This is a genomic window from Aliidiomarina maris, assembly GCF_003987335.1.
Classification (GTDB): Bacteria; Pseudomonadota; Gammaproteobacteria; order Enterobacterales; family Alteromonadaceae; genus Aliidiomarina; species Aliidiomarina maris.
The window spans coordinates 11,956-28,769 of the sequence record NZ_PIPK01000002.1; the positions used below are offsets into that span (position 1 = coordinate 11,956).

Annotated in this window: 17 protein-coding genes; 10 read left to right on the plus strand and 7 right to left on the minus strand. The window is 52.0% G+C overall.

The features are described 5' to 3' along the window. Nucleotides 1–21: 21 nt before the first annotated feature. From lpdA to ampD, 6 genes are all read right to left on the minus strand, one after another. Complete coding sequence (gene lpdA, locus CWE07_RS02630; RefSeq protein ID WP_111570265.1) at nucleotides 22–1,446, minus strand: dihydrolipoyl dehydrogenase; 1,425 nt, start codon at nucleotides 1,444–1,446, stop codon at nucleotides 22–24. 228 nt (nucleotides 1,447–1,674) lie between these two features. Next, nucleotides 1,675–3,438, minus strand: coding sequence for a dihydrolipoyllysine-residue acetyltransferase (aceF, locus tag CWE07_RS02635; protein ID WP_111570264.1), 1,764 nt, complete (start codon nucleotides 3,436–3,438; stop codon nucleotides 1,675–1,677). A gap of 11 nt (nucleotides 3,439–3,449) precedes the next feature. Next, nucleotides 3,450–6,122: a pyruvate dehydrogenase (acetyl-transferring), homodimeric type gene (gene aceE / locus CWE07_RS02640; protein WP_111570263.1), complete on the minus strand. Its 2,673-nt coding sequence runs from the start codon at nucleotides 6,120–6,122 to the stop codon at nucleotides 3,450–3,452. Nucleotides 6,123–6,198: 76 nt separating this feature from the next. Continuing rightward, nucleotides 6,199–6,954, minus strand: a complete 756-nt coding sequence (gene pdhR / locus CWE07_RS02645) for a pyruvate dehydrogenase complex transcriptional repressor PdhR (RefSeq protein ID WP_420836532.1) — start codon at nucleotides 6,952–6,954, stop codon at nucleotides 6,199–6,201. Between the two features lie 97 nt (nucleotides 6,955–7,051). Further along, the gene (gene ampE / locus CWE07_RS02650) at nucleotides 7,052–7,939 is read right to left on the minus strand and encodes a regulatory signaling modulator protein AmpE (protein ID WP_111570262.1); all 888 of its coding nucleotides are present in this window, start codon (nucleotides 7,937–7,939) and stop codon (nucleotides 7,052–7,054) included. 3 nt (nucleotides 7,940–7,942) lie between these two features. Next, nucleotides 7,943–8,563, minus strand: coding sequence for a 1,6-anhydro-N-acetylmuramyl-L-alanine amidase AmpD (ampD, locus tag CWE07_RS02655; RefSeq protein WP_111570261.1), 621 nt, complete (start codon nucleotides 8,561–8,563; stop codon nucleotides 7,943–7,945). A 75-nt stretch (nucleotides 8,564–8,638) separates the two neighbouring features. Here ampD and CWE07_RS02660 point away from each other — a divergent pair, with 75 nt between their 5' ends. From CWE07_RS02660 to yacG, 10 genes are all read left to right on the plus strand, one after another. After that, nucleotides 8,639–9,163, plus strand: a complete 525-nt coding sequence (locus CWE07_RS02660; RefSeq protein ID WP_111570260.1) for a retropepsin-like aspartic protease family protein — start codon at nucleotides 8,639–8,641, stop codon at nucleotides 9,161–9,163. 53 nt (nucleotides 9,164–9,216) lie between these two features. Beyond that, nucleotides 9,217–10,095, plus strand: coding sequence for a carboxylating nicotinate-nucleotide diphosphorylase (nadC, locus tag CWE07_RS02665; protein WP_111570259.1), 879 nt, complete (start codon nucleotides 9,217–9,219; stop codon nucleotides 10,093–10,095). Between the two features lie 113 nt (nucleotides 10,096–10,208). Next, nucleotides 10,209–10,700 (plus strand): hypothetical protein, encoded by a 492-nt coding sequence (locus CWE07_RS02670; protein ID WP_111570258.1) that lies wholly within the window; start codon nucleotides 10,209–10,211, stop codon nucleotides 10,698–10,700. A 104-nt stretch (nucleotides 10,701–10,804) separates the two neighbouring features. Next, the gene (locus tag CWE07_RS02675; RefSeq protein ID WP_157983205.1) at nucleotides 10,805–11,677 is read left to right on the plus strand and encodes a TraB/GumN family protein; all 873 of its coding nucleotides are present in this window, start codon (nucleotides 10,805–10,807) and stop codon (nucleotides 11,675–11,677) included. A gap of 134 nt (nucleotides 11,678–11,811) precedes the next feature. Continuing rightward, entirely contained in the window at nucleotides 11,812–12,300 is a 489-nt protein-coding gene (locus tag CWE07_RS14570) for a pilin (protein WP_111570256.1), read from the plus strand. A 1-nt stretch (nucleotide 12,301) separates the two neighbouring features. Beyond that, nucleotides 12,302–13,444 (plus strand): GspE/PulE family protein, encoded by a 1,143-nt coding sequence (locus tag CWE07_RS02685; RefSeq protein ID WP_157983206.1) that lies wholly within the window; start codon nucleotides 12,302–12,304, stop codon nucleotides 13,442–13,444. Further along, entirely contained in the window at nucleotides 13,434–14,663 is a 1,230-nt protein-coding gene (locus CWE07_RS02690) for a type II secretion system F family protein (protein ID WP_181452298.1), read from the plus strand. Before CWE07_RS02685 ends, CWE07_RS02690 begins: the two co-directional genes overlap by 11 nt. 27 nt (nucleotides 14,664–14,690) lie before the next feature. Further along, on the plus strand, nucleotides 14,691–15,572 hold the full coding sequence (locus tag CWE07_RS02695; RefSeq protein ID WP_111570253.1) for a prepilin peptidase: 882 nt from the start codon (nucleotides 14,691–14,693) through the stop codon (nucleotides 15,570–15,572). Further along, the gene (gene coaE, locus CWE07_RS02700) at nucleotides 15,569–16,174 is read left to right on the plus strand and encodes a dephospho-CoA kinase (protein ID WP_111570288.1); all 606 of its coding nucleotides are present in this window, start codon (nucleotides 15,569–15,571) and stop codon (nucleotides 16,172–16,174) included. The genes CWE07_RS02695 and coaE overlap by 4 nt, the downstream gene beginning before the upstream one ends. A 33-nt stretch (nucleotides 16,175–16,207) precedes the next feature. After that, nucleotides 16,208–16,393 carry a DNA gyrase inhibitor YacG gene (yacG, locus tag CWE07_RS02705; RefSeq protein ID WP_111570252.1) on the plus strand — a complete coding sequence of 62 codons (186 nt, stop codon included), beginning with the start codon at nucleotides 16,208–16,210 and terminating at the stop codon, nucleotides 16,391–16,393. 17 nt (nucleotides 16,394–16,410) lie between these two features. Here the strand turns inward: yacG and mutT are convergent, their stop codons facing one another. Beyond that, nucleotides 16,411–16,812, minus strand: a complete 402-nt coding sequence (gene mutT / locus CWE07_RS02710; RefSeq protein WP_111570251.1) for an 8-oxo-dGTP diphosphatase MutT — start codon at nucleotides 16,810–16,812, stop codon at nucleotides 16,411–16,413. Between the last annotated feature and the right edge of the window lie 2 nt (nucleotides 16,813–16,814).

A 16,814-nucleotide genomic window follows, 5' to 3' on the forward strand; every position in this document is an offset into this window, starting at 1 on the left:
GCAGGCGTGGCCTGCCCTACCTTATTTCTTCTTTGCCTTTTTGTTTGGCAAATCGGTGATTGAACCTTCGTAGATTTCAGCGGCCAGGCCTACTGATTCATGTAAGGTTGGGTGCGCGTGTACAGTTAACGCGATGTCTTCTGCGTCGCTGCCCATTTCGATTGCTAAGCAGACTTCGCCTAACAATTCACCGGCGTGTGAACCGACCATAGCACCACCGATCAAGCGGTCATTTTCTTTATCGAAAATTAGCTTGGTGAAACCGTTGGTTGCGTTTGACGCAATGGCACGGCCTGACGCTGACCAAGGGAAAGTTACCGCTTCGTACTTAATGCCTTGCTCTTTCGCTTCTTTCTCGGTCACACCTGCCCATGCAACTTCTGGGTCAGTGTAAGCAATTGAAGGAATGACCTTCGGTTCGAAGAAGTGCTTCTTACCAGCGATGTTTTCGGCAGCCACGTGGCCTTCATGTACCGCTTTATGCGCTAACATCGGCTGACCGATGATGTCACCAATCGCGAAGATATTGTCAGCGCTGGTGCGTAATTGGTTGTCAGTTTTGATAAAGCCACGGTCGTCGACGTCAACGCCGGCTTTGTCAGCACCAATTTTCTTACCATTTGGCGTACGGCCAACCGCGACTAATACCGCGTCGTATTTAACTGGTTTTTCTGGCGCGTTTTTGCCTTCAAATGTCACGTGAATGCCATCTTTCTTGGCTTCAACTTTAGTGACTTTGGTTTCAAGCATGATGTTCTCATACTTTTTCTGCATTTCTTTGGTGAAGACTTTGATTAAGTCTTTATCCGCTGCAGGGATCAACTGGTCCATGAACTCAACTACGTCTAGTTTTGAGCCTAATGCGCTGTACACACAGCCCATTTCAAGACCGATAATACCGCCGCCCAAAATCAACATTTTTTCTGGAACGAAAGGCAGTTCCAGCGCGTCGGTTGAATCCCAAATGCGCTTGTCGTCATGTGGAATAAACGGCAATTCAACTGGCTGTGAGCCTGCTGCGATAATCGCGTTGTCGAACTTAATGGTGGTTTCTTCATCGCCAACGACTTTCAGTTCGTTCGCGCCAGTAAATTCACCTTTACCGGTAACCACTTTCACTTTACGCATTTTCGACATTTGGTCTAAGCCGCCAGTCAATTGACCAACAACTTTTTCTTTGTGTGCGCGGATCTTGTCTAGGTCGATTTTAGCTTCGCCGAAGCTCACGCCGTGGTCGGCCATGTGCTTTGAATCTTCAATGTGCTTGGCTAAGTGCAATAATGCTTTTGAAGGAATACAGCCAACGTTCAAACATACACCACCTAGGGTGCTGTAACGCTCAACTAATACCACCTCAAGGCCTAAGTCGGCCGCGCGGAATGCTGCTGAATACCCGCCAGGTCCTGCGCCTAGCACTACAACCTGAGTTTTGATCTCGTTACTCATGATGACCCCTATAGTTACCCGTTTCTAATTTTACGTTTTAACGACTAAGTCGCTTTCATCCGACGAAACGTGTTAGTCCAAAATTTGTACAAATTAGGTACAAAATGCGCGAAATGGCAATTATTGTACCGATTATTTCGTTCAGCGTCTTGCCAAATTGCGCTCAAATTACGCTGTTGCCAGCAAGCGCGAAAAAGCCGCCCAACTTAGTTGGCCGGCTGGTCATGACTACAGCAATAACTTGCGGATGTCTGACAATGCGTGGTTCAAGTACGTAGTGAAGCGTGCTGCAACCGCGCCGTCAATGACACGATGGTCGTATGACAAGCTCAATGGCAGTTTCAAGCGCGGTACGAACTCTTTACCGTTCCACACTGGCTTCATTTCACTTTTCGACACGCCTAAGATAGCCACGTCTGGTGCATTGACGATTGGGGTAAATGCTGTACCACCAATGCCGCCCAAGCTTGAAATCGAGAAGCAACCGCCCTGCATGTCGGTAGCTTTTAACTTACCGTCACGCGCTTTGGCGCTGATTTCGTTGAGCTCTTCGGTCAACTGCTTGATACCTTTCTTATCGACGTCACGCACCACTGGCACTACAAGGCCATTCGGGGTGTCGACTGCGATACCGATATGCACGTATTTCTTCATGATCAGGTGCTCGCCGTCTTCGTGTAGCGACGAGTTGAACACTGGATATTCGCGCAGTGCCTGGGCACAGGCTTTCATGATGAACACCAACGGGGTGAACTTCATGCCAGTCTTCATTTTTGCCTGCATCTCGTTTTCTGACTTACGGAAGCTTTCCAGCTCAGTAATGTCTGCTTCGTCGAATTGTGTCACGTGTGGAATGGTGACCCAGTTGCGGTGCAGGTTTGGCCCAGAAATACGCTGAATGCGTGACATCTGAACTTTTTCTACTTCACCGAACTTCTCAAAGTCGACTTTAGGCTGCGCGATAACCTGCAGGCCACCTTCACCGCCAGTGCTTGGCGCTGAAGACGCTTTCGGGCGCGACAACTCGTATTTCACGAACTGCTGCACGTCTTCTTTCAAAATACGGTCTTTCGGGCCGCTGCCTTTCACTTGGCTCAAGTCGACGCCAAATTCGCGGGCAACACGACGCACCGACGGTGACGCATGCACGATACCTTCGCTTTGGCCTTTGCGCGCTAACGGGTGATCTGGCACCGGTGGCTTACGCGAACGCGAGCTACTGGTTTCTTGGCTGCTGCTTTCCTGGCTGCTGTCTTCTTTGCTGTCGCTGCTGGTGCTGGCTGAGCTGCTGGCTTGCTTGTCCTTGCTCTTCGCATCGGAGCTGCCAGAGTCTTTGCTCTTAGCTTTTTTCGCGCCGCCAGAGCCTTTAACTTCAAGCTTGATCACCAACGAACCTTGCTTAACCTTGTCACCTTCTTTCACTACCACTTCTTTCACCGTGCCCGCTTCAGGGCATGGCACGTCCATGGTTGCTTTATCGGTTTCAAGGGTAATCAGGCCGTCTTCTGCATTGACGCTGTCGCCTTCTTTCACCAAGACTTCAATGACTTCAACTTCGCCGTCTTCACCGATGTCAGGCACTTCAACGTCGATGACTTTGGCTTCGCCTGAATCATCGTCTTCGTCTGCGCTGTCATCCGCTGCTTGCGCCTGCTCGTCGTCAGACTCGTCCGAATCCGCTTCCGGCTCTTCGGCGTCATCTGAACTGTCGTCCGAGCTGTCGTCGCTGTCGTCGCCATCGTCGCTAGAGCCGCTCGCTTCTGCGATAAGCGCCAGCAAGTCGCCTTCTTTAATTTTGTCACCTTCTTTGACTTTAATGTCTTCGATGGTGCCGGCGAAAGGCGCTGGAATGTCCATCGACGCCTTATCGCTTTCTACGGTGATCAGAGATTCTTCAGCGTCGACGCTATCGCCTTTGCTGACCAGAACCTCAATGACTTCAACTTCATCGCCACCGACGTCGGGGACTTTTACTTCTTTTGCATCTGCCATATCAGCCTCCGTTACGCGTACAGTGGGTTCAACTTATCAGCGTCGATATCGAAGTCTTTGATTGCCTGGGCAACCACTTTCTTGTCGATATCGCCCGCTTCAGCCAATTCAGCCAGCGCTGCCACCACAATGTAATGGGCGTTGACTTCGAAGTGGCGACGCAAGTTCGCACGGCTGTCAGAGCGGCCGAAACCGTCTGTGCCCAATACGCGATAAGGTGCTGGCACCCACGCACGCACTTGGTCAGCGTACAACTTCATATAATCGGTGGCGGCAATTACTGGGCCTTGACCGGTCGTTTCCAACACCTCGGTTAAGTAAGCTTTCTTCGCTTTCTTAGTTGGGTTCAGCATGTTGAAGCGCGACACGTCCTGACCGTCACGCGCCAGCTCGTTAAACGAGGTTGCGCTAAATACGGTGCTGCTGACGTTGTAGTCTTGCTCCAAAATAGCGGCGGCTTCACGTACTTGCTGCAAGATAGTACCTGAACCTAACAGGCGTACATGGCCTTCTGCTTTCTTGGCTTTCTTCTCGTCCAGCTTGTAAATACCGCGCAAGATACCTTCTTCGGCACCTTCTGGCATTTCTGGCTGCTGGTAGTTCTCGTTCATCACCGTGATGTAGTAGAACACGTTCTCGTTTTGCTCGTACATGCGGCGCAAGCCGTCTTGTACAATCACTGCCACTTCATAACCATAGGTTGGGTCATAGCTAATGCAGTTTGGCACGGTGTTGAATAAAATTAAGCTGTGGCCGTCTTGGTGCTGTAAGCCTTCGCCGTTCAATGTTGTACGGCCCGCTGTACCACCAATCAGGAAACCACGAGTCTGGCTATCGCCCGCTGCCCAAACCAAGTCGCCAACGCGCTGTGGTCCGAACATAGAGTAGTAGATATACACAGGGATCATCGGCTCGTTGTTCAACGAGTAGCTAGTACCTGCGGCAACCCATGAGGCTAATGCGCCAAGCTCGTTAATACCCTCTTGTAACACCTGGCCTTTCTTATCTTCACGATAATAGGCAACTTGGTCGGCGTCTTGTGGGGTATATTTCTGGCCTTGGTGGGCATAAATACCGACCTGACGGAACAAGCCTTCCATCCCGAACGTACGGGCTTCGTCTGGAATAATTGGCACCACGCGCTGACCAATTTTCTTGTCTTTGAGCATCGCGGTTAACACGCGCACAAATGCCATCGTGGTTGAAATTTCACGCTCGCCTGAACCTTTGGTGACGGCTTCAAAGGCTTTCAAGCTTGGAATTTCCATTTCTTTGTCAGAATCTTTGCGGCGCACCGGCATGAAACCACCAAGCTTCTCGCGGCGGGCTTTCATGTACTTATACTCTTCGCTGTCCTCAGGGAAGCTGTAGTACGGCATGCTTTCCAAATCTTCGTCTTTGATTGGAATGTTAAAGCGGTCACGGAAATGCTTGATAGCGTCCATGTCCATTTTCTTCACCTGGTGGGCAACGTTCTTACCTTCACCAGCCTGACCCATGCCATACCCTTTCACGGTTTTGGCTAAGATAACTTGTGGGCGGCCTTTGGTGTTGGCTGCTTTGTGGTAAGCCGCGTAGACCTTCACTGGGTCATGACCACCACGGTTTAAGCGCCAGATGTCTTCGTCTGACAAGTTAGCAACCATTTCTTTGGTTTCTGGGTACTTACCAAAGAAGTGCTCACGCGTGTACGCGCCACCTTTGGCTTTATAGTTTTGGTATTCACCGTCTACGCTTTCTTCCATCACCTGAGCTAGTTTGCCCTCAGTGTCGCGATACAACAGTGGATCCCAATAACGACCCCAAATCACTTTAATTACTTCCCAGCCAGCGCCACGGAACGTGCCTTCAAGCTCCTGGATAATTTTACCGTTACCACGTACAGGGCCGTCTAAGCGCTGCAAGTTACAGTTCACGATAAAGGTCAGGTTGTCGAGCCCTTCACGGGTCGCCAAGCCAATCGCACCTAAGCTTTCTGGCTCATCGACTTCACCGTCGCCCAAGAAGCAATACACGCGCTGCTTCGAGCAATCTTTAATGCCACGGTCAGTGAGGTACTTTAAGAAACGCGCAAGGTAAATAGCTTGAATCGGACCCAAGCCCATAGATACCGTTGGGAACTGCCAGAAGTCAGGCATTAATTTCGGGTGTGGGTAGCTTGATAAGCCATCGCCGTCCACTTCCTGGCGGAATTTGTCTAGCTGCGCTTCGGTTAAGCGGCCTTCTAAGAACGCACGTGCGTAGATACCTGGCGACACGTGACCTTGAATGAATAGGAAATCGCCGCCGTCTTCTTCAGTTGGAGCACGGAAAAAGTGGTTGAAGCCGACATCGTATAACATCGCTGAAGACGCAAAGCTGGAAATATGGCCACCCAGCTCAAGTTCTTTTTTCGACGCACGCAGCACCATCGCCAATGCGTTCCAGCGAATTGCTGCGCGAATGCGCGATTCCATGCTGTGGTCGCCTGGCATCACCGGCTCCTGGCTCACAGGAATGGTGTTTAGGTAAGCCGTGGTAGGCTTATACGGCAAATACGCGCCGCTGCGACGTGCTTTATCGATCAGCTCTTCTAACAGGAAGTGGGCACGCTTCGGGCCTTCAGCCTCGAGCACGCCTTCGAGGGCTTCAAGCCACTCCAGCGTTTCCTGTTGATCGATGTCGTTCTTCTCATGTTCCGCCATAATCATTCCTTACATAACGCACTTAAGTTGTGTGTAAACTAGTGACAAGTCACTTTAACTGGCTACAGTCAGGGAGTTACTGCTCACTGCGCCGAACTGAACGTTCAATGCGCTGGTGATCACGATTTAATTGCAACAATGTAGCCTCAATATAGGTCAGATGCTGATGACATGCATCACGCGCCTGTTCAGGTTGCCCTGCCATAATCGCGGCTACGATTGAACTGCGGTGCTCGTGTAATTGAGCCCGAATTTCACTACGACGATTCAGCACAGCCAAATTCTGTCGCATATTTTCCATCAAAATGTCCTGCATACCGCGAATTAAGTGAAGCAACACCACGTTGTGTGACGCTTCAACGATTGCGATGTAAAAACGCATTAATGCCTGCGCTTGTTCCTTGGCGCTCATATCAGCAGCGTCAGTCGCCGCTTTAAATGTACGCTGAATATGTTCGCGGTCGGCGTCTGACCCACGCATTGCTGCATAAAACGACGACACACCCTCCAAGGCGTGGCGAAATTCCAGCAAGTCATAATGCGCCTCACTGTTATGCGCGAGTAACGCAAACAACGGGTCGGTGACTTTTTGGTGCAATGCACCTGACACGTACGTGCCGCCACCTTGACGTCGAGTCACTAACCCTTTGGCTTCCAATTTTTGAATGGCTTCGCGCAATGAAGGTCGTGACACGTCCAACTGCTTCGCCAATTCACGTTCTGCAGGCAAGCGTTCGCCGGCCGCATAGGTGCCGTCGATAATACGCGCTTCCAGTTGTTGCATAATCACGTCAGATAACTTGGTTACCTGCACGCGTGACAAGCCTGCCATGCTGCGTCCTCTGCCAATTGGTCTTACCAAATGACCTATTTTAAAGCCATGGCAAGCAAAACCCAAGTACTATGCGCATTTAATTGGTATGACCAGCCTAGCCGAGCCATCCAAATAAGGTCGCAAGCGCGGTGGCCGCGAGCAGCAAAATCATACTGCGCTTGGCTAAAGTCAGCATGGCGCAAGGCTCGTCGGTTAGTTCATGCGCCGCGTTCTCAGGGTTTGGCTCGCACCCATCTTCGGCTTTACGAGCGACACCAATTAAGTAATCGCTGTGACTTGGCTGAATTGCGGCGACGCCTTTGAGCCACACCGGCAACGCACGGCTAAAGTGCCCCACCAGCAAATACCCAAACCCGGCGATACGTGCTGCGGGCCATTCCATCCAGTACAAAATACGCGCAAACAGCGAGTTTTGTTCAGGTTTTGGTTCTGGCGCTTCATCCGCCTCTGGTGCCAGCCGTTCGTTGTCATAGCCACCAACCACATACTCCCGCATCAGCGCATACACCAGCGCCCCTGCGGCACCAAACACGATAAACCACGCAGCAACTGCAAAGTAGTAGCGAAAATTCAGCCAAATAATGTGCGCGCCGACGCTTTGACCGGCTAATTCCGGCTGCAACGCGGCAAAACGCTGTTGTAACTGCATACAATGCTCAGGCTGGTGATGCTGCGCTTTGGCTAAATAGCTGCGCACCAACTCTCGCTGCGGCCCGCACCCCAAACAAATAAGCAGCACCAGCACGTTGATAATAAACGTTAGTAGCAGGCTACCTTGTAAGTACACCAACAACGCAAATAGCAAGGCCGGGACTATCCAAATCAAGACTTGTAGCGGTGCGTGTTCGGCCACTGCTTTGCGTGTGCGCAGCTTGGCAAAATGCTGATGCCAGGTATCTGCAATTGGTTTTAACTGCCAATGACCGCGATTTCGCATCGCCCGGTCAATCAGAATCGCAATTAATAACGAAAAAATGACCATTGCTTATGCCTCCGTGGTGCCAACGTGTGCGCTGTCATCAAGCTGCGATTGCGCCACTGTGGTCGGCTGCGCACTGCAGGCACGACTCAAGCGGTCCCAATCAAAATGCGGGCCTGGGTCGGTTTTACGCCCCGGTGCAATATGTTCATGCCCGGTGACTGCCTGCGGCGAAATACTTGGATACGCGTCGCGCAGCGCATCCACCACCTGCGCCAACTGTGCATATTGCGCATCGGTGTAAGGCAAATCATCGGTGCCTTCAAGCTCTATACCAATCGAGAAATCATTACACGCACTGCGCCCTTGCCAATTCGACACCCCAGCATGCCATGCACGGCGGTCAAACGGCACATACTGAATAATTTCACCAGTGCGTCTGATCAAAAGATGCGCCGAGACGCGTAAATTGGCTAACGGCTTGAAACTCTCATCGGCGTCTATATTTAACTGGCCGAGAAATAAATCGGTGATGTAATGCAAACCAAACTGCCCTGCTGGCAAGCTAATGCCATGAATGACAATCAGCTCAATGGCGCTATCGGCTGGGCGCTCGTCGCAGTGAGGCGAGGCAATAAAGCGTGCCTGATCGAGCAAATGCTGTGTTAGGCTAAAGCTTGAAGACATAATTTCCATCGGTTAGAGATTCAACATTTAGTATCTAAGGTAATAGGTCAAAGGTAAAGCAAAGGTAACTGTGGTATGACAAGCCAGCATTCAACGCCGGATTCCTCGGCGAAAGTGGGTAAGTGGTTCGCTTGGTTCGCATGGATAGCCTTGCTCGCTATTTTGTACCTATGGTTTGGCGACCTGCTCGAGCGCCAGCAAAACCCGAATATGAACGTACATAGCTACCGCGACGGCGGTCGCGCAGTGGTCGAGTTGCAGCAAAATCGTGCTGGCATGTATGTGGCCAACGGCCAAATTAATGGTCAGCAAGTCACCTTTATGCTCGACACTGGAGCCACTCAGGTCGCGATTCCGTCCGCTATTGCGGATAACTTAGGGTTAAACCGCGGTACCCCAATGATGGTGCGCACCGCCAATGGCACCGCGCGTGCTTACGCGACCCGCATTGACGAATTACGCTTAGGCGACATTCACTTACAAAATGTCGCGGGCACCATAGTGCCTGGTTACCAATCCGAGCAAATTTTATTGGGTATGAGCGCCTTGAGTACGTTAGAATTTAACCAACAGAATCGCGTGTTGACCATTTACCAATAGCGGCTAGCTCGCTTTGCCCTTATTACAGCACTTAATTGTTACAAGGTTTTTGCATGAATACTATTTCGCCTGACGTGTTACAACAGCACGTTCAAGCTCAAGTTGCGTTTGCCCTGCGAGAAGATTTAGGCGGCGACATCGATATTCACCACGACATCACTGCGCAGCTTATCGCCCCTCACACCCAAGCCACTGCCCGTGTCATTACCCGTGAAGATTGCGTATTTTGCGGCCAGGCATGGGTCAATGAAGTATTTCGGCAATTAGGGGATGCGGTCACTGTGACCTGGCATGTGGCCGATGGCGACCACGTTAGCGCGAACAGCGTATTATTCGAATTGGCAGGCCCGGCACGGCATTTGTTGACCGGCGAGCGCAGTGCACTGAACTTTGTGCAAACCTTATCGGCAACGGCCACCCACACTGCCCGCGCAGTGGCGTTTTTAGAAGGTTCTGCCACACGCTTACTCGACACCCGTAAAACCTTGCCCGGCTTACGCTTTGCGCAAAAGTATGCGGTGACCTGTGGCGGCGGACAAAACCATCGAATTGGCTTGTTCGACGCGTATTTAATTAAAGAAAACCACATTAGCGCCTGCGGTGGTGTTGAAGCCGCGGTCAGCACAGCACGTCAGCGCCACCCAGAGCGCTGGGTGGAAGTCGAAGTTGAAAACCTCGACGAATTAGAGCAAGCTTTAAACGCAGGTGCCGATGTGATTATGCTGGATAACTTTAGCATGGACGACATTCGCACGGCGGTGGCGCGCGCCAAAGGCCGCGCCAAATTAGAAGTATCGGGTAACGTCACCGCCGACCAGCTTAAAGACTACGCCGCCACAGGCGTCGACTTTATTTCATCGGGCGCACTGACCAAACACGTGCAAGCGATTGACCTGTCGATGCGCCTCAGCGGCCTCGCCGCTGAGGGTTAATGTAGACTCTTTTGCGCTGAGTTAGCGGCCGCGTGCGGACATGCTAGGAGGTACGAGAACCTCCATGGACTGGTAAAGGAGCTGTTGGCTTCCTTCAATAAAGGATGAATACGATGCGCATTGAAGGCTATAAAAAACCTGGCTTAGTAGTTGAGAATGTCACTATTACTTTATTGGTATTCTCACCATTTTTCCTCGCCGCGATTTGGGCAATTTCGACTGATAACTTGACCCCAATATTATGGGTCTCAATGCTTTTTGGATTTTTTTCCATAGCACTTGTGGTCATCACCGACATTGTCGAGTACAACAAAGCTGGCACGACGGTTTTAGTCGACCTCAACGAGGGGCTCATCAAGTACAGTAGCAAACAAGAGCCTTCCAGTTTTAGTAAAATATATTTTGTCGGCAATGGAGACTCAACCAAGTCATATCGCTTAATTACGGTTAAAGCTGACAAAAGCGAAGAGTTCTCCGGCCGGTATTACCTATTTAATAAATCTTTAAAAGAAATTAGAGACAGCGCAAACAACTATAGCCCGGTTAAAGTTGCTACGCTGAATGGCTTCCAAGTAGTTAATAGAAAACTCTTTGGCTCATCATAGTGCTCACCCAGAATGTAATAATGAAACTCAATCCAACAGCCACCCAAGCGCTTGAAATCATGTAACCAAATTGTTAACGTTTGCCGCTTCAAAAGGAGATGAAGATGACTGGAAAAACCCTTAAAACGTTTGTGAACACCTGCGCGACTGCTGCGCTTCTTGTTGCTGGCTCGGCTCAGGCATCGCTACTTTGGAAAGTCAGCGGTAATGATCTGGAGCAGCCTTCCTACCTATTTGGCACCGTACATATGATTTGTCAGAGCGACTTTTATATGGACGAGCGCATTGAGCAGGCTTTTGCCAATACGCAAAGCTTGATGCTAGAGCTCGACATGAGTTCTGAATCTGAAATGATGCGCCTGCAGCAACTGATGGTGAACCCGTCAGGGCCATACTTAGATGAGTATTTGGACGACGATCAATACGCCCAAGTGGATGCATTCTTTCAACAACATGTGGGGGCAGGCTTACAATTTTTAGGCGCATTAAAGCCATTTGCACTGCAGGCAACCGCGATGGCGGTCACTGCATCTTGTGACGAGGTGGTGTCTTACGAGGGGTATTTCTTAGAGCAAGCAATGACCGGTGATTACACCGTCACTGCGGTAGAAAGCGCTGAATTCCAAGCCACTTTATTTGATGATATTCCTATGCAGCAGCAAGTGAATTGGTTGTGGGAAATCGTTGATGACGTTGAGGCGGGCCAGGCATTATTCCAAGAGCTGACCTCGGTGTATTTAAGCGAAGACATGGATGCGCTATTTGAGGTGATTGTGTCTGAGCCAGAGTTTCAGGAATACCAAGGGCTTATCCTGGATGACCGTAACTTAGCCTGGGTTGAGCCCATTCGCGCTCAAATTCACCAGCAGCCAACCTTTATTGCGGTAGGCTCTGGCCATATCGCTGGTGAGCTTGGCATGTTGGAACTGCTTCGTGCAGAAGGTTATACCGTGGAGCCGATTGCGCGTGCTGACTAAACAGCGCGCGTGCTGAACTTATAACCCCCTAGACAATACGTCATCGCTGACACGCAACTTTTACCTCGCGCGTCATACTCAAAGGCGGCACATCGGGTGCCGCTTTTGATAGCTAACATAGCTAAGGATGGCGTATGAACACATATCAACAACCCCACAATGCATCGGCCACTGCCCGCGGCCGAGCCCAAGGTTTTAACCTCATTGAACTCATGGTGGTGATCGCCATCATTGGCATACTCAGTTCGGTGGCAGTCCCTGCGTATACTGACTATACCCAGCGCGCTCGGGTGTCGAGCTTTTTAGTTGGGGTCACCCCCTGGTTAACCGCGGTCAGTATTTGCTACCAAACCTTGGGTAGCTTGGACACCTGCGACTACACCAGCGCGTATGTGCCACAATTGCCCGCCGACGATACCTTGCCCGATGGTGTGCTTAGCATGACAGCCAACGGCAATGATCTGACTGTTAACCTGGATATGTCCGGCAGCGACGGGCAACCACTCAGTGTTACCTACAGCCCACAAGTGACCGCCAATGGCAGTCTTAAATGGGCACTTAGTTGTACCGATGCCGAGCAAGCTAAGGCGTCTTATGTCAGCCAATGCGAACAGGCGAGCTAACATGGTCAGTGGCATAGCAAGTTCAACCATGAGCTCGCAGCTCACCGCCGATTCTGCGGTCGAACGCTTAGTGCAACAGTTGTTGGAGCAATGCGCCGTGCAGCAAGCGTCCGATCTGCATATAGAGCCTGCTCAGCACGGGTATCGTGTGCGCTTGCGGTTACTTGGAAGTTTGCAGCCAATTGCGCATATCAGTGCGCAATTGGCGCCCCGGGTGCTGGCACATATTAAGGTCTTGGCCCAGCTCGACATCACCGAGCGTCGGCTGCCCCAGGATGGTCGTTGTCGTTTCTCGGTTGCTGGGCGCACGCTGGATTGCCGCGTCAATACCACCCCAACCTTGAACGGGGAAAAGCTGGTCATGCGTATGCTGGGTGCCGGCCACACGGTGAACGAACCGAGCGAGCCGTACACCGAGCATAGCGCAGGTATCGAACTGACCGCCCAGCAACGTATGCAACAGGCGGGTTTACTAAGTGAACAGCAACAGTTGCTGACCACGGCCCTTGCTCAACGTGAAGGCTTGATTCTTACTACGGGGCCAACGGGGAGCGGCAAAACTCAAACGCTGTATACGCTATTGCATGCACTGCACGATGACAGTCGTAACATCAGTACGGTGGAAGACCCTGTGGAAGTTGATTTGGCAGGGGTGAATCAAATTAACGTCAACCCAGCCGTTGGGTTTAGTTTTGCCCAAGCCTTACGCGCACTGATGCGCCAAGATCCCGATGTGATTATGGTCGGCGAAATCCGTGACGCAGAAACGGCGATGATGGCCTGCCAAGCCGCGCAAACTGGTCACTTAGTGCTGGCTACCTTACATGCGTCGAGCCCACTTAGCGCATTAATCCGCTTGCAGCAACTGGGCGTCGATGGGTATCAGCTCGCCGCCAGCTTGCTGGTGTTGCTGAATCAGCGCTTGGTGAAAGTAACCCACCACGGTCACACCCAGCGCATCGGCGTGTACGAGGCGGTGGCAATGCATCCGCCACTGCGTGCGGCGCTATTAGCGAACCAACATTGCGCAACTTACTGGCAGGACATCGATGCGGCCTGTTGTGGCCAAACCACATTGGCAGAAGCAGAAGCGTGGCATCGCCGCGCCCTTGAAAGCTGCGAGGTGCCCGCTGATGCCAGCTAAATTTAATCTGCAACAATACTGGCAAAGTTTTCACGCTTGGCACTGGCGGGGTCAAAGCCGCCAGGGCTTGAAGTTGCGTGGGGTCGCTTTTAGCCCGCCTGCGATTTTGCGCCTGAACCTTTGGCAACAAGGCATTGTGCTCAAGCGCACGCGGCATGTGCGTCAACGCGCGCTATATGGTCAGCGTCTGCAACAATGGCAATTAGACTTCACCAAAGCATGGTTAAGCCTGTTAAAGGCCGGTATTCCGCAGTTAGAGGCACTGAGCTTGCTGCAACAGCAAGCGCAGCATGCCCAAGTCGCGCGCTGGCTCACGCGTATCTCGCAGCGCCTGCACGCGGGGGTGCCATTACACCAAAGCTTGGCACAATCAGGTGCTGGCTTTAGTCACCAATATTGTCGCTTGGTAGAAGTGGGCGAGAATAGCGGCAGCTTAAGCCAAATTCTGCAACGCATTGTCAGCCAAAGTGAATTGCGTATTGCCCAACGTCGAGCGCTGAAGAAGGCACTCACCTACCCGATGGTGGTGCTTGGGGTGGCGGCGTTGGTAGTGGTCGCCATGCTTTACTTTGTCGTGCCGCAGTTTGTGGCTATGTATCAGCAAATGAATGCGGAGATTCCAGCCGCCACGGCACTGCTTATTCGCACCGCAGAACAACTGCAACAAGGCAGCACTTGGGCGCTGCTGAGCCTGCCCATCGCAGTCTTGCTGCTCATCCCCTGGCTATTACGTAGCGCTTTAAATTCCGCTCAATTAAGTCGCTGGGTGTATCGCTTACCGTATTTGGGTGCGTATTTAGCCCGCAGCCATGTGTTACACGATATGGCGACATTACAATTGGCCTACGCCAGTGCGATGCCGCTCACGGATGCTTGCCAACTCACCGCCCGCAGTGCCCCGAGTGCGCTGATGCGCCAACATTGGCAACAATGTGGGCGCTTACTTGCCAGCGGCTCAAGCTTGGATGAAATCTTACAGCAGCACCCGTTAATGCCCGAAGACGCCATTCGCCATGTGCGCATTGGTGAGCAAAGTGGGCGCTTACTTGAACAACTTGAGCAGCTTATTGCCACGTGGCAGCAGCGCGCCGACGATGCCCAAGGGCGATATCTAAAGGCCCTTGAGCCAGCGTTTTTATTACTTACTGGCGGGCTCACGGCGGGCATTCTGATGGCGCTGTATATTCCGCTCTTTCAGCTTGGCCAGTTGGTGGGGTAAACTGGGGTAACTTTAAGGAGCGCTCTAATGGATGTCACCCAACTACCCGCAAGTTGGCTTTATATATTTGCCGCTTTATTCGGTTTAGTATTCGGTAGCTTTTTCAATGTGGTCATTGCGCGCCTGCCGGTGATGATGCAGCGCGCATGGCAACGCGAGGTTGCAGCTGCAAGCCAAGCCCCGGCTACTAAAACAAAAGCTTCTCACGCCGATACAGCGCCATTTAATCTAGCCACCCCGCGGTCGCAATGCCCACAGTGCAAACAGCCAGTGGCCGCGCGCGACAATATTCCGGTACTTAGCTATATCTTACTGCGCGGTCGCTGTCGCCATTGCAGCACCCGGATTAGCGTGCGTTACCCGGCGGTTGAGCTGTTAAGCGCAGGCTTAATTGTGCTCAGCTTAACTGTGTTTGGTTTTAGCGCCGAAGCATTGGCTTATACCGTCTTGCTCTGGTTTTTACTCGTGCTCAGCATGATTGACCTGGACCACATGCTGCTGCCTGATCAACTGACGTTGCCACTCATGTGGCTGGGGCTACTAGGGTCAATCAGCGTGCTTCCAGTCAGCCCAACCGACGCGATTATCGGTGCGGTTGTGGGTTACGCTTTCCTATGGTCGCTGTTTTGGTTGTTTAAACTGCTCACCGGCAAAGAAGGGTTGGGCTATGGCGATTTTAAATTGCTTGCGGCCCTAGGTGCCTGGCTGGGCTGGCAGCTGTTGCCGATGGTCGTGCTACTCGCGTCTTTAGCTGGGGCGTTAGTCGGCATTGGCTTAATTGTGACGAAGCGCAAAGCCCAAGGCACACCGCTGCCATTTGGGCCATTCTTAGCCATGGGTGGCGTCGCCGCTTTATTGGTCGGCGATAACTTGTACCATTGGTACTGGCAATGGGCGGGCTTAGTATGAGCAACTTTGTTGTCGGCGTAACCGGCGGTATCGGTAGCGGTAAAACCACGGTCACCGATGCCTTTGCGCGCTTAGGTATTGAAGTCATCGATGCTGATGTGATTGCCCGTGAAGTGGTGGCGCCTGGCTCCGAAGCCTTGGATGCCATCGCTGCACATTTTGGTGAGCAAGCGCTCACTGCTGCGGGCGAGCTCAACCGCGCATGGCTGCGCCAGCAAGTGTTTGCGAATGATGGCCACAAACAATGGCTCAACCAATTACTTCACCCACGTATTCGCGATAGCATCGTCACCCAGTTAGGCGCCGCACAATCACCCTATGCGATACTGTCCGCGCCCTTATTGCTGGAAAATAAACTGACGTATTTAACCCAGCGAGTACTGGTGATTGATGTCAGTGAAGACACTCAACTTGCCCGCACGATGGCACGCGATAGTAACGACGAAGCCCAGGTGCGCGCAATTATGCAGGCACAAATGCCGCGCAGCGAGCGCGTGGCTCAAGCCGATGACGTACTCAATAATGACGGTTCACTGCAAGATGTGTATGATCAAGTGGCTCGCTTGCATTCGCAGTACCTACAGTTGGCGCAAGACGAGTGACATTCACCACGCAAACACCCAAAGGTTGTCTTTATGAATATAGTTGTCCGCTGTCCGACCTGTGAAAAGCCTGTGCCATGGGGTCCAGAGTCAGCATCTCGCCCGTTTTGCAGCGACCGCTGTCGGTTAATCGATTTAGGTGAATGGGCAAACGAGGAAAAGGTTATTCCGGGTGAGGAACTACCGCCGATGACTGACCAAGGTCACGACGAGTATTAACTATAAGCTTTAAGCGCTTACGGCTGCTGCGCCAGTAAGCGCTCTAATATCGGTACGTTGCCGGCAGGGAACGGGTAAGCGTCGAGTTCACGGCGCGCCACCCAAAGCCACTCTTGGCCTTCGAGCCCCTTCGCCTGACCATTAAAGGCAGTCACCTGCCAAACGTCTAAACGCACCCGCTTGTCTGGGTAGGCATGCTCAATGACCGTTAAGGGCGCACACTCGGTCACTTCAATATTCATTTCTTCGAGTAGTTCACGGGCGAGTGCGTGTTGCACGCTTTCACCCGCTTCTACTTTACCACCCGGAAACTCCCACAAGTTGCCTTGGTGTTGGTGCGCGGCACGGCGGCTGATAAGAATTTCCCCTGCAGGGTTTTCTACCACGCCCACCGCGACATGAACCACTTTGGTACTCATAG

Bases quoted from the DNA above. Each gene is read 5' to 3' on its own strand.
- lpdA (WP_111570265.1), bottom strand. From the start codon at position 1,446: ATGAGTAACGAGATCAAAACTCAGGTTGTAGTGCTAGGCGCAGGACCT.
- aceF (WP_111570264.1), bottom strand. From the start codon at position 3,438: ATGGCAGATGCAAAAGAAGTAAAAGTCCCCGACGTCGGTGGCGATGAA.
- aceE (WP_111570263.1), bottom strand. From the start codon at position 6,122: ATGGCGGAACATGAGAAGAACGACATCGATCAACAGGAAACGCTGGAG.
- pdhR (WP_420836532.1), bottom strand. From the start codon at position 6,954: ATGGCAGGCTTGTCACGCGTGCAGGTAACCAAGTTATCTGACGTGATT.
- ampE (WP_111570262.1), bottom strand. From the start codon at position 7,939: ATGGTCATTTTTTCGTTATTAATTGCGATTCTGATTGACCGGGCGATG.
- ampD (WP_111570261.1), bottom strand. From the start codon at position 8,563: ATGTCTTCAAGCTTTAGCCTAACACAGCATTTGCTCGATCAGGCACGC.
- CWE07_RS02660 (WP_111570260.1), top strand. From the start codon at position 8,639: ATGACAAGCCAGCATTCAACGCCGGATTCCTCGGCGAAAGTGGGTAAG.
- nadC (WP_111570259.1), top strand. From the start codon at position 9,217: ATGAATACTATTTCGCCTGACGTGTTACAACAGCACGTTCAAGCTCAA.
- CWE07_RS02670 (WP_111570258.1), top strand. From the start codon at position 10,209: ATGCGCATTGAAGGCTATAAAAAACCTGGCTTAGTAGTTGAGAATGTC.
- CWE07_RS02675 (WP_157983205.1), top strand. From the start codon at position 10,805: ATGACTGGAAAAACCCTTAAAACGTTTGTGAACACCTGCGCGACTGCT.
- CWE07_RS14570 (WP_111570256.1), top strand. From the start codon at position 11,812: ATGAACACATATCAACAACCCCACAATGCATCGGCCACTGCCCGCGGC.
- CWE07_RS02685 (WP_157983206.1), top strand. From the start codon at position 12,302: ATGGTCAGTGGCATAGCAAGTTCAACCATGAGCTCGCAGCTCACCGCC.
- CWE07_RS02690 (WP_181452298.1), top strand. From the start codon at position 13,434: ATGCCAGCTAAATTTAATCTGCAACAATACTGGCAAAGTTTTCACGCT.
- CWE07_RS02695 (WP_111570253.1), top strand. From the start codon at position 14,691: ATGGATGTCACCCAACTACCCGCAAGTTGGCTTTATATATTTGCCGCT.
- coaE (WP_111570288.1), top strand. From the start codon at position 15,569: ATGAGCAACTTTGTTGTCGGCGTAACCGGCGGTATCGGTAGCGGTAAA.
- yacG (WP_111570252.1), top strand. From the start codon at position 16,208: ATGAATATAGTTGTCCGCTGTCCGACCTGTGAAAAGCCTGTGCCATGG.
- mutT (WP_111570251.1), bottom strand. From the start codon at position 16,812: ATGAGTACCAAAGTGGTTCATGTCGCGGTGGGCGTGGTAGAAAACCCT.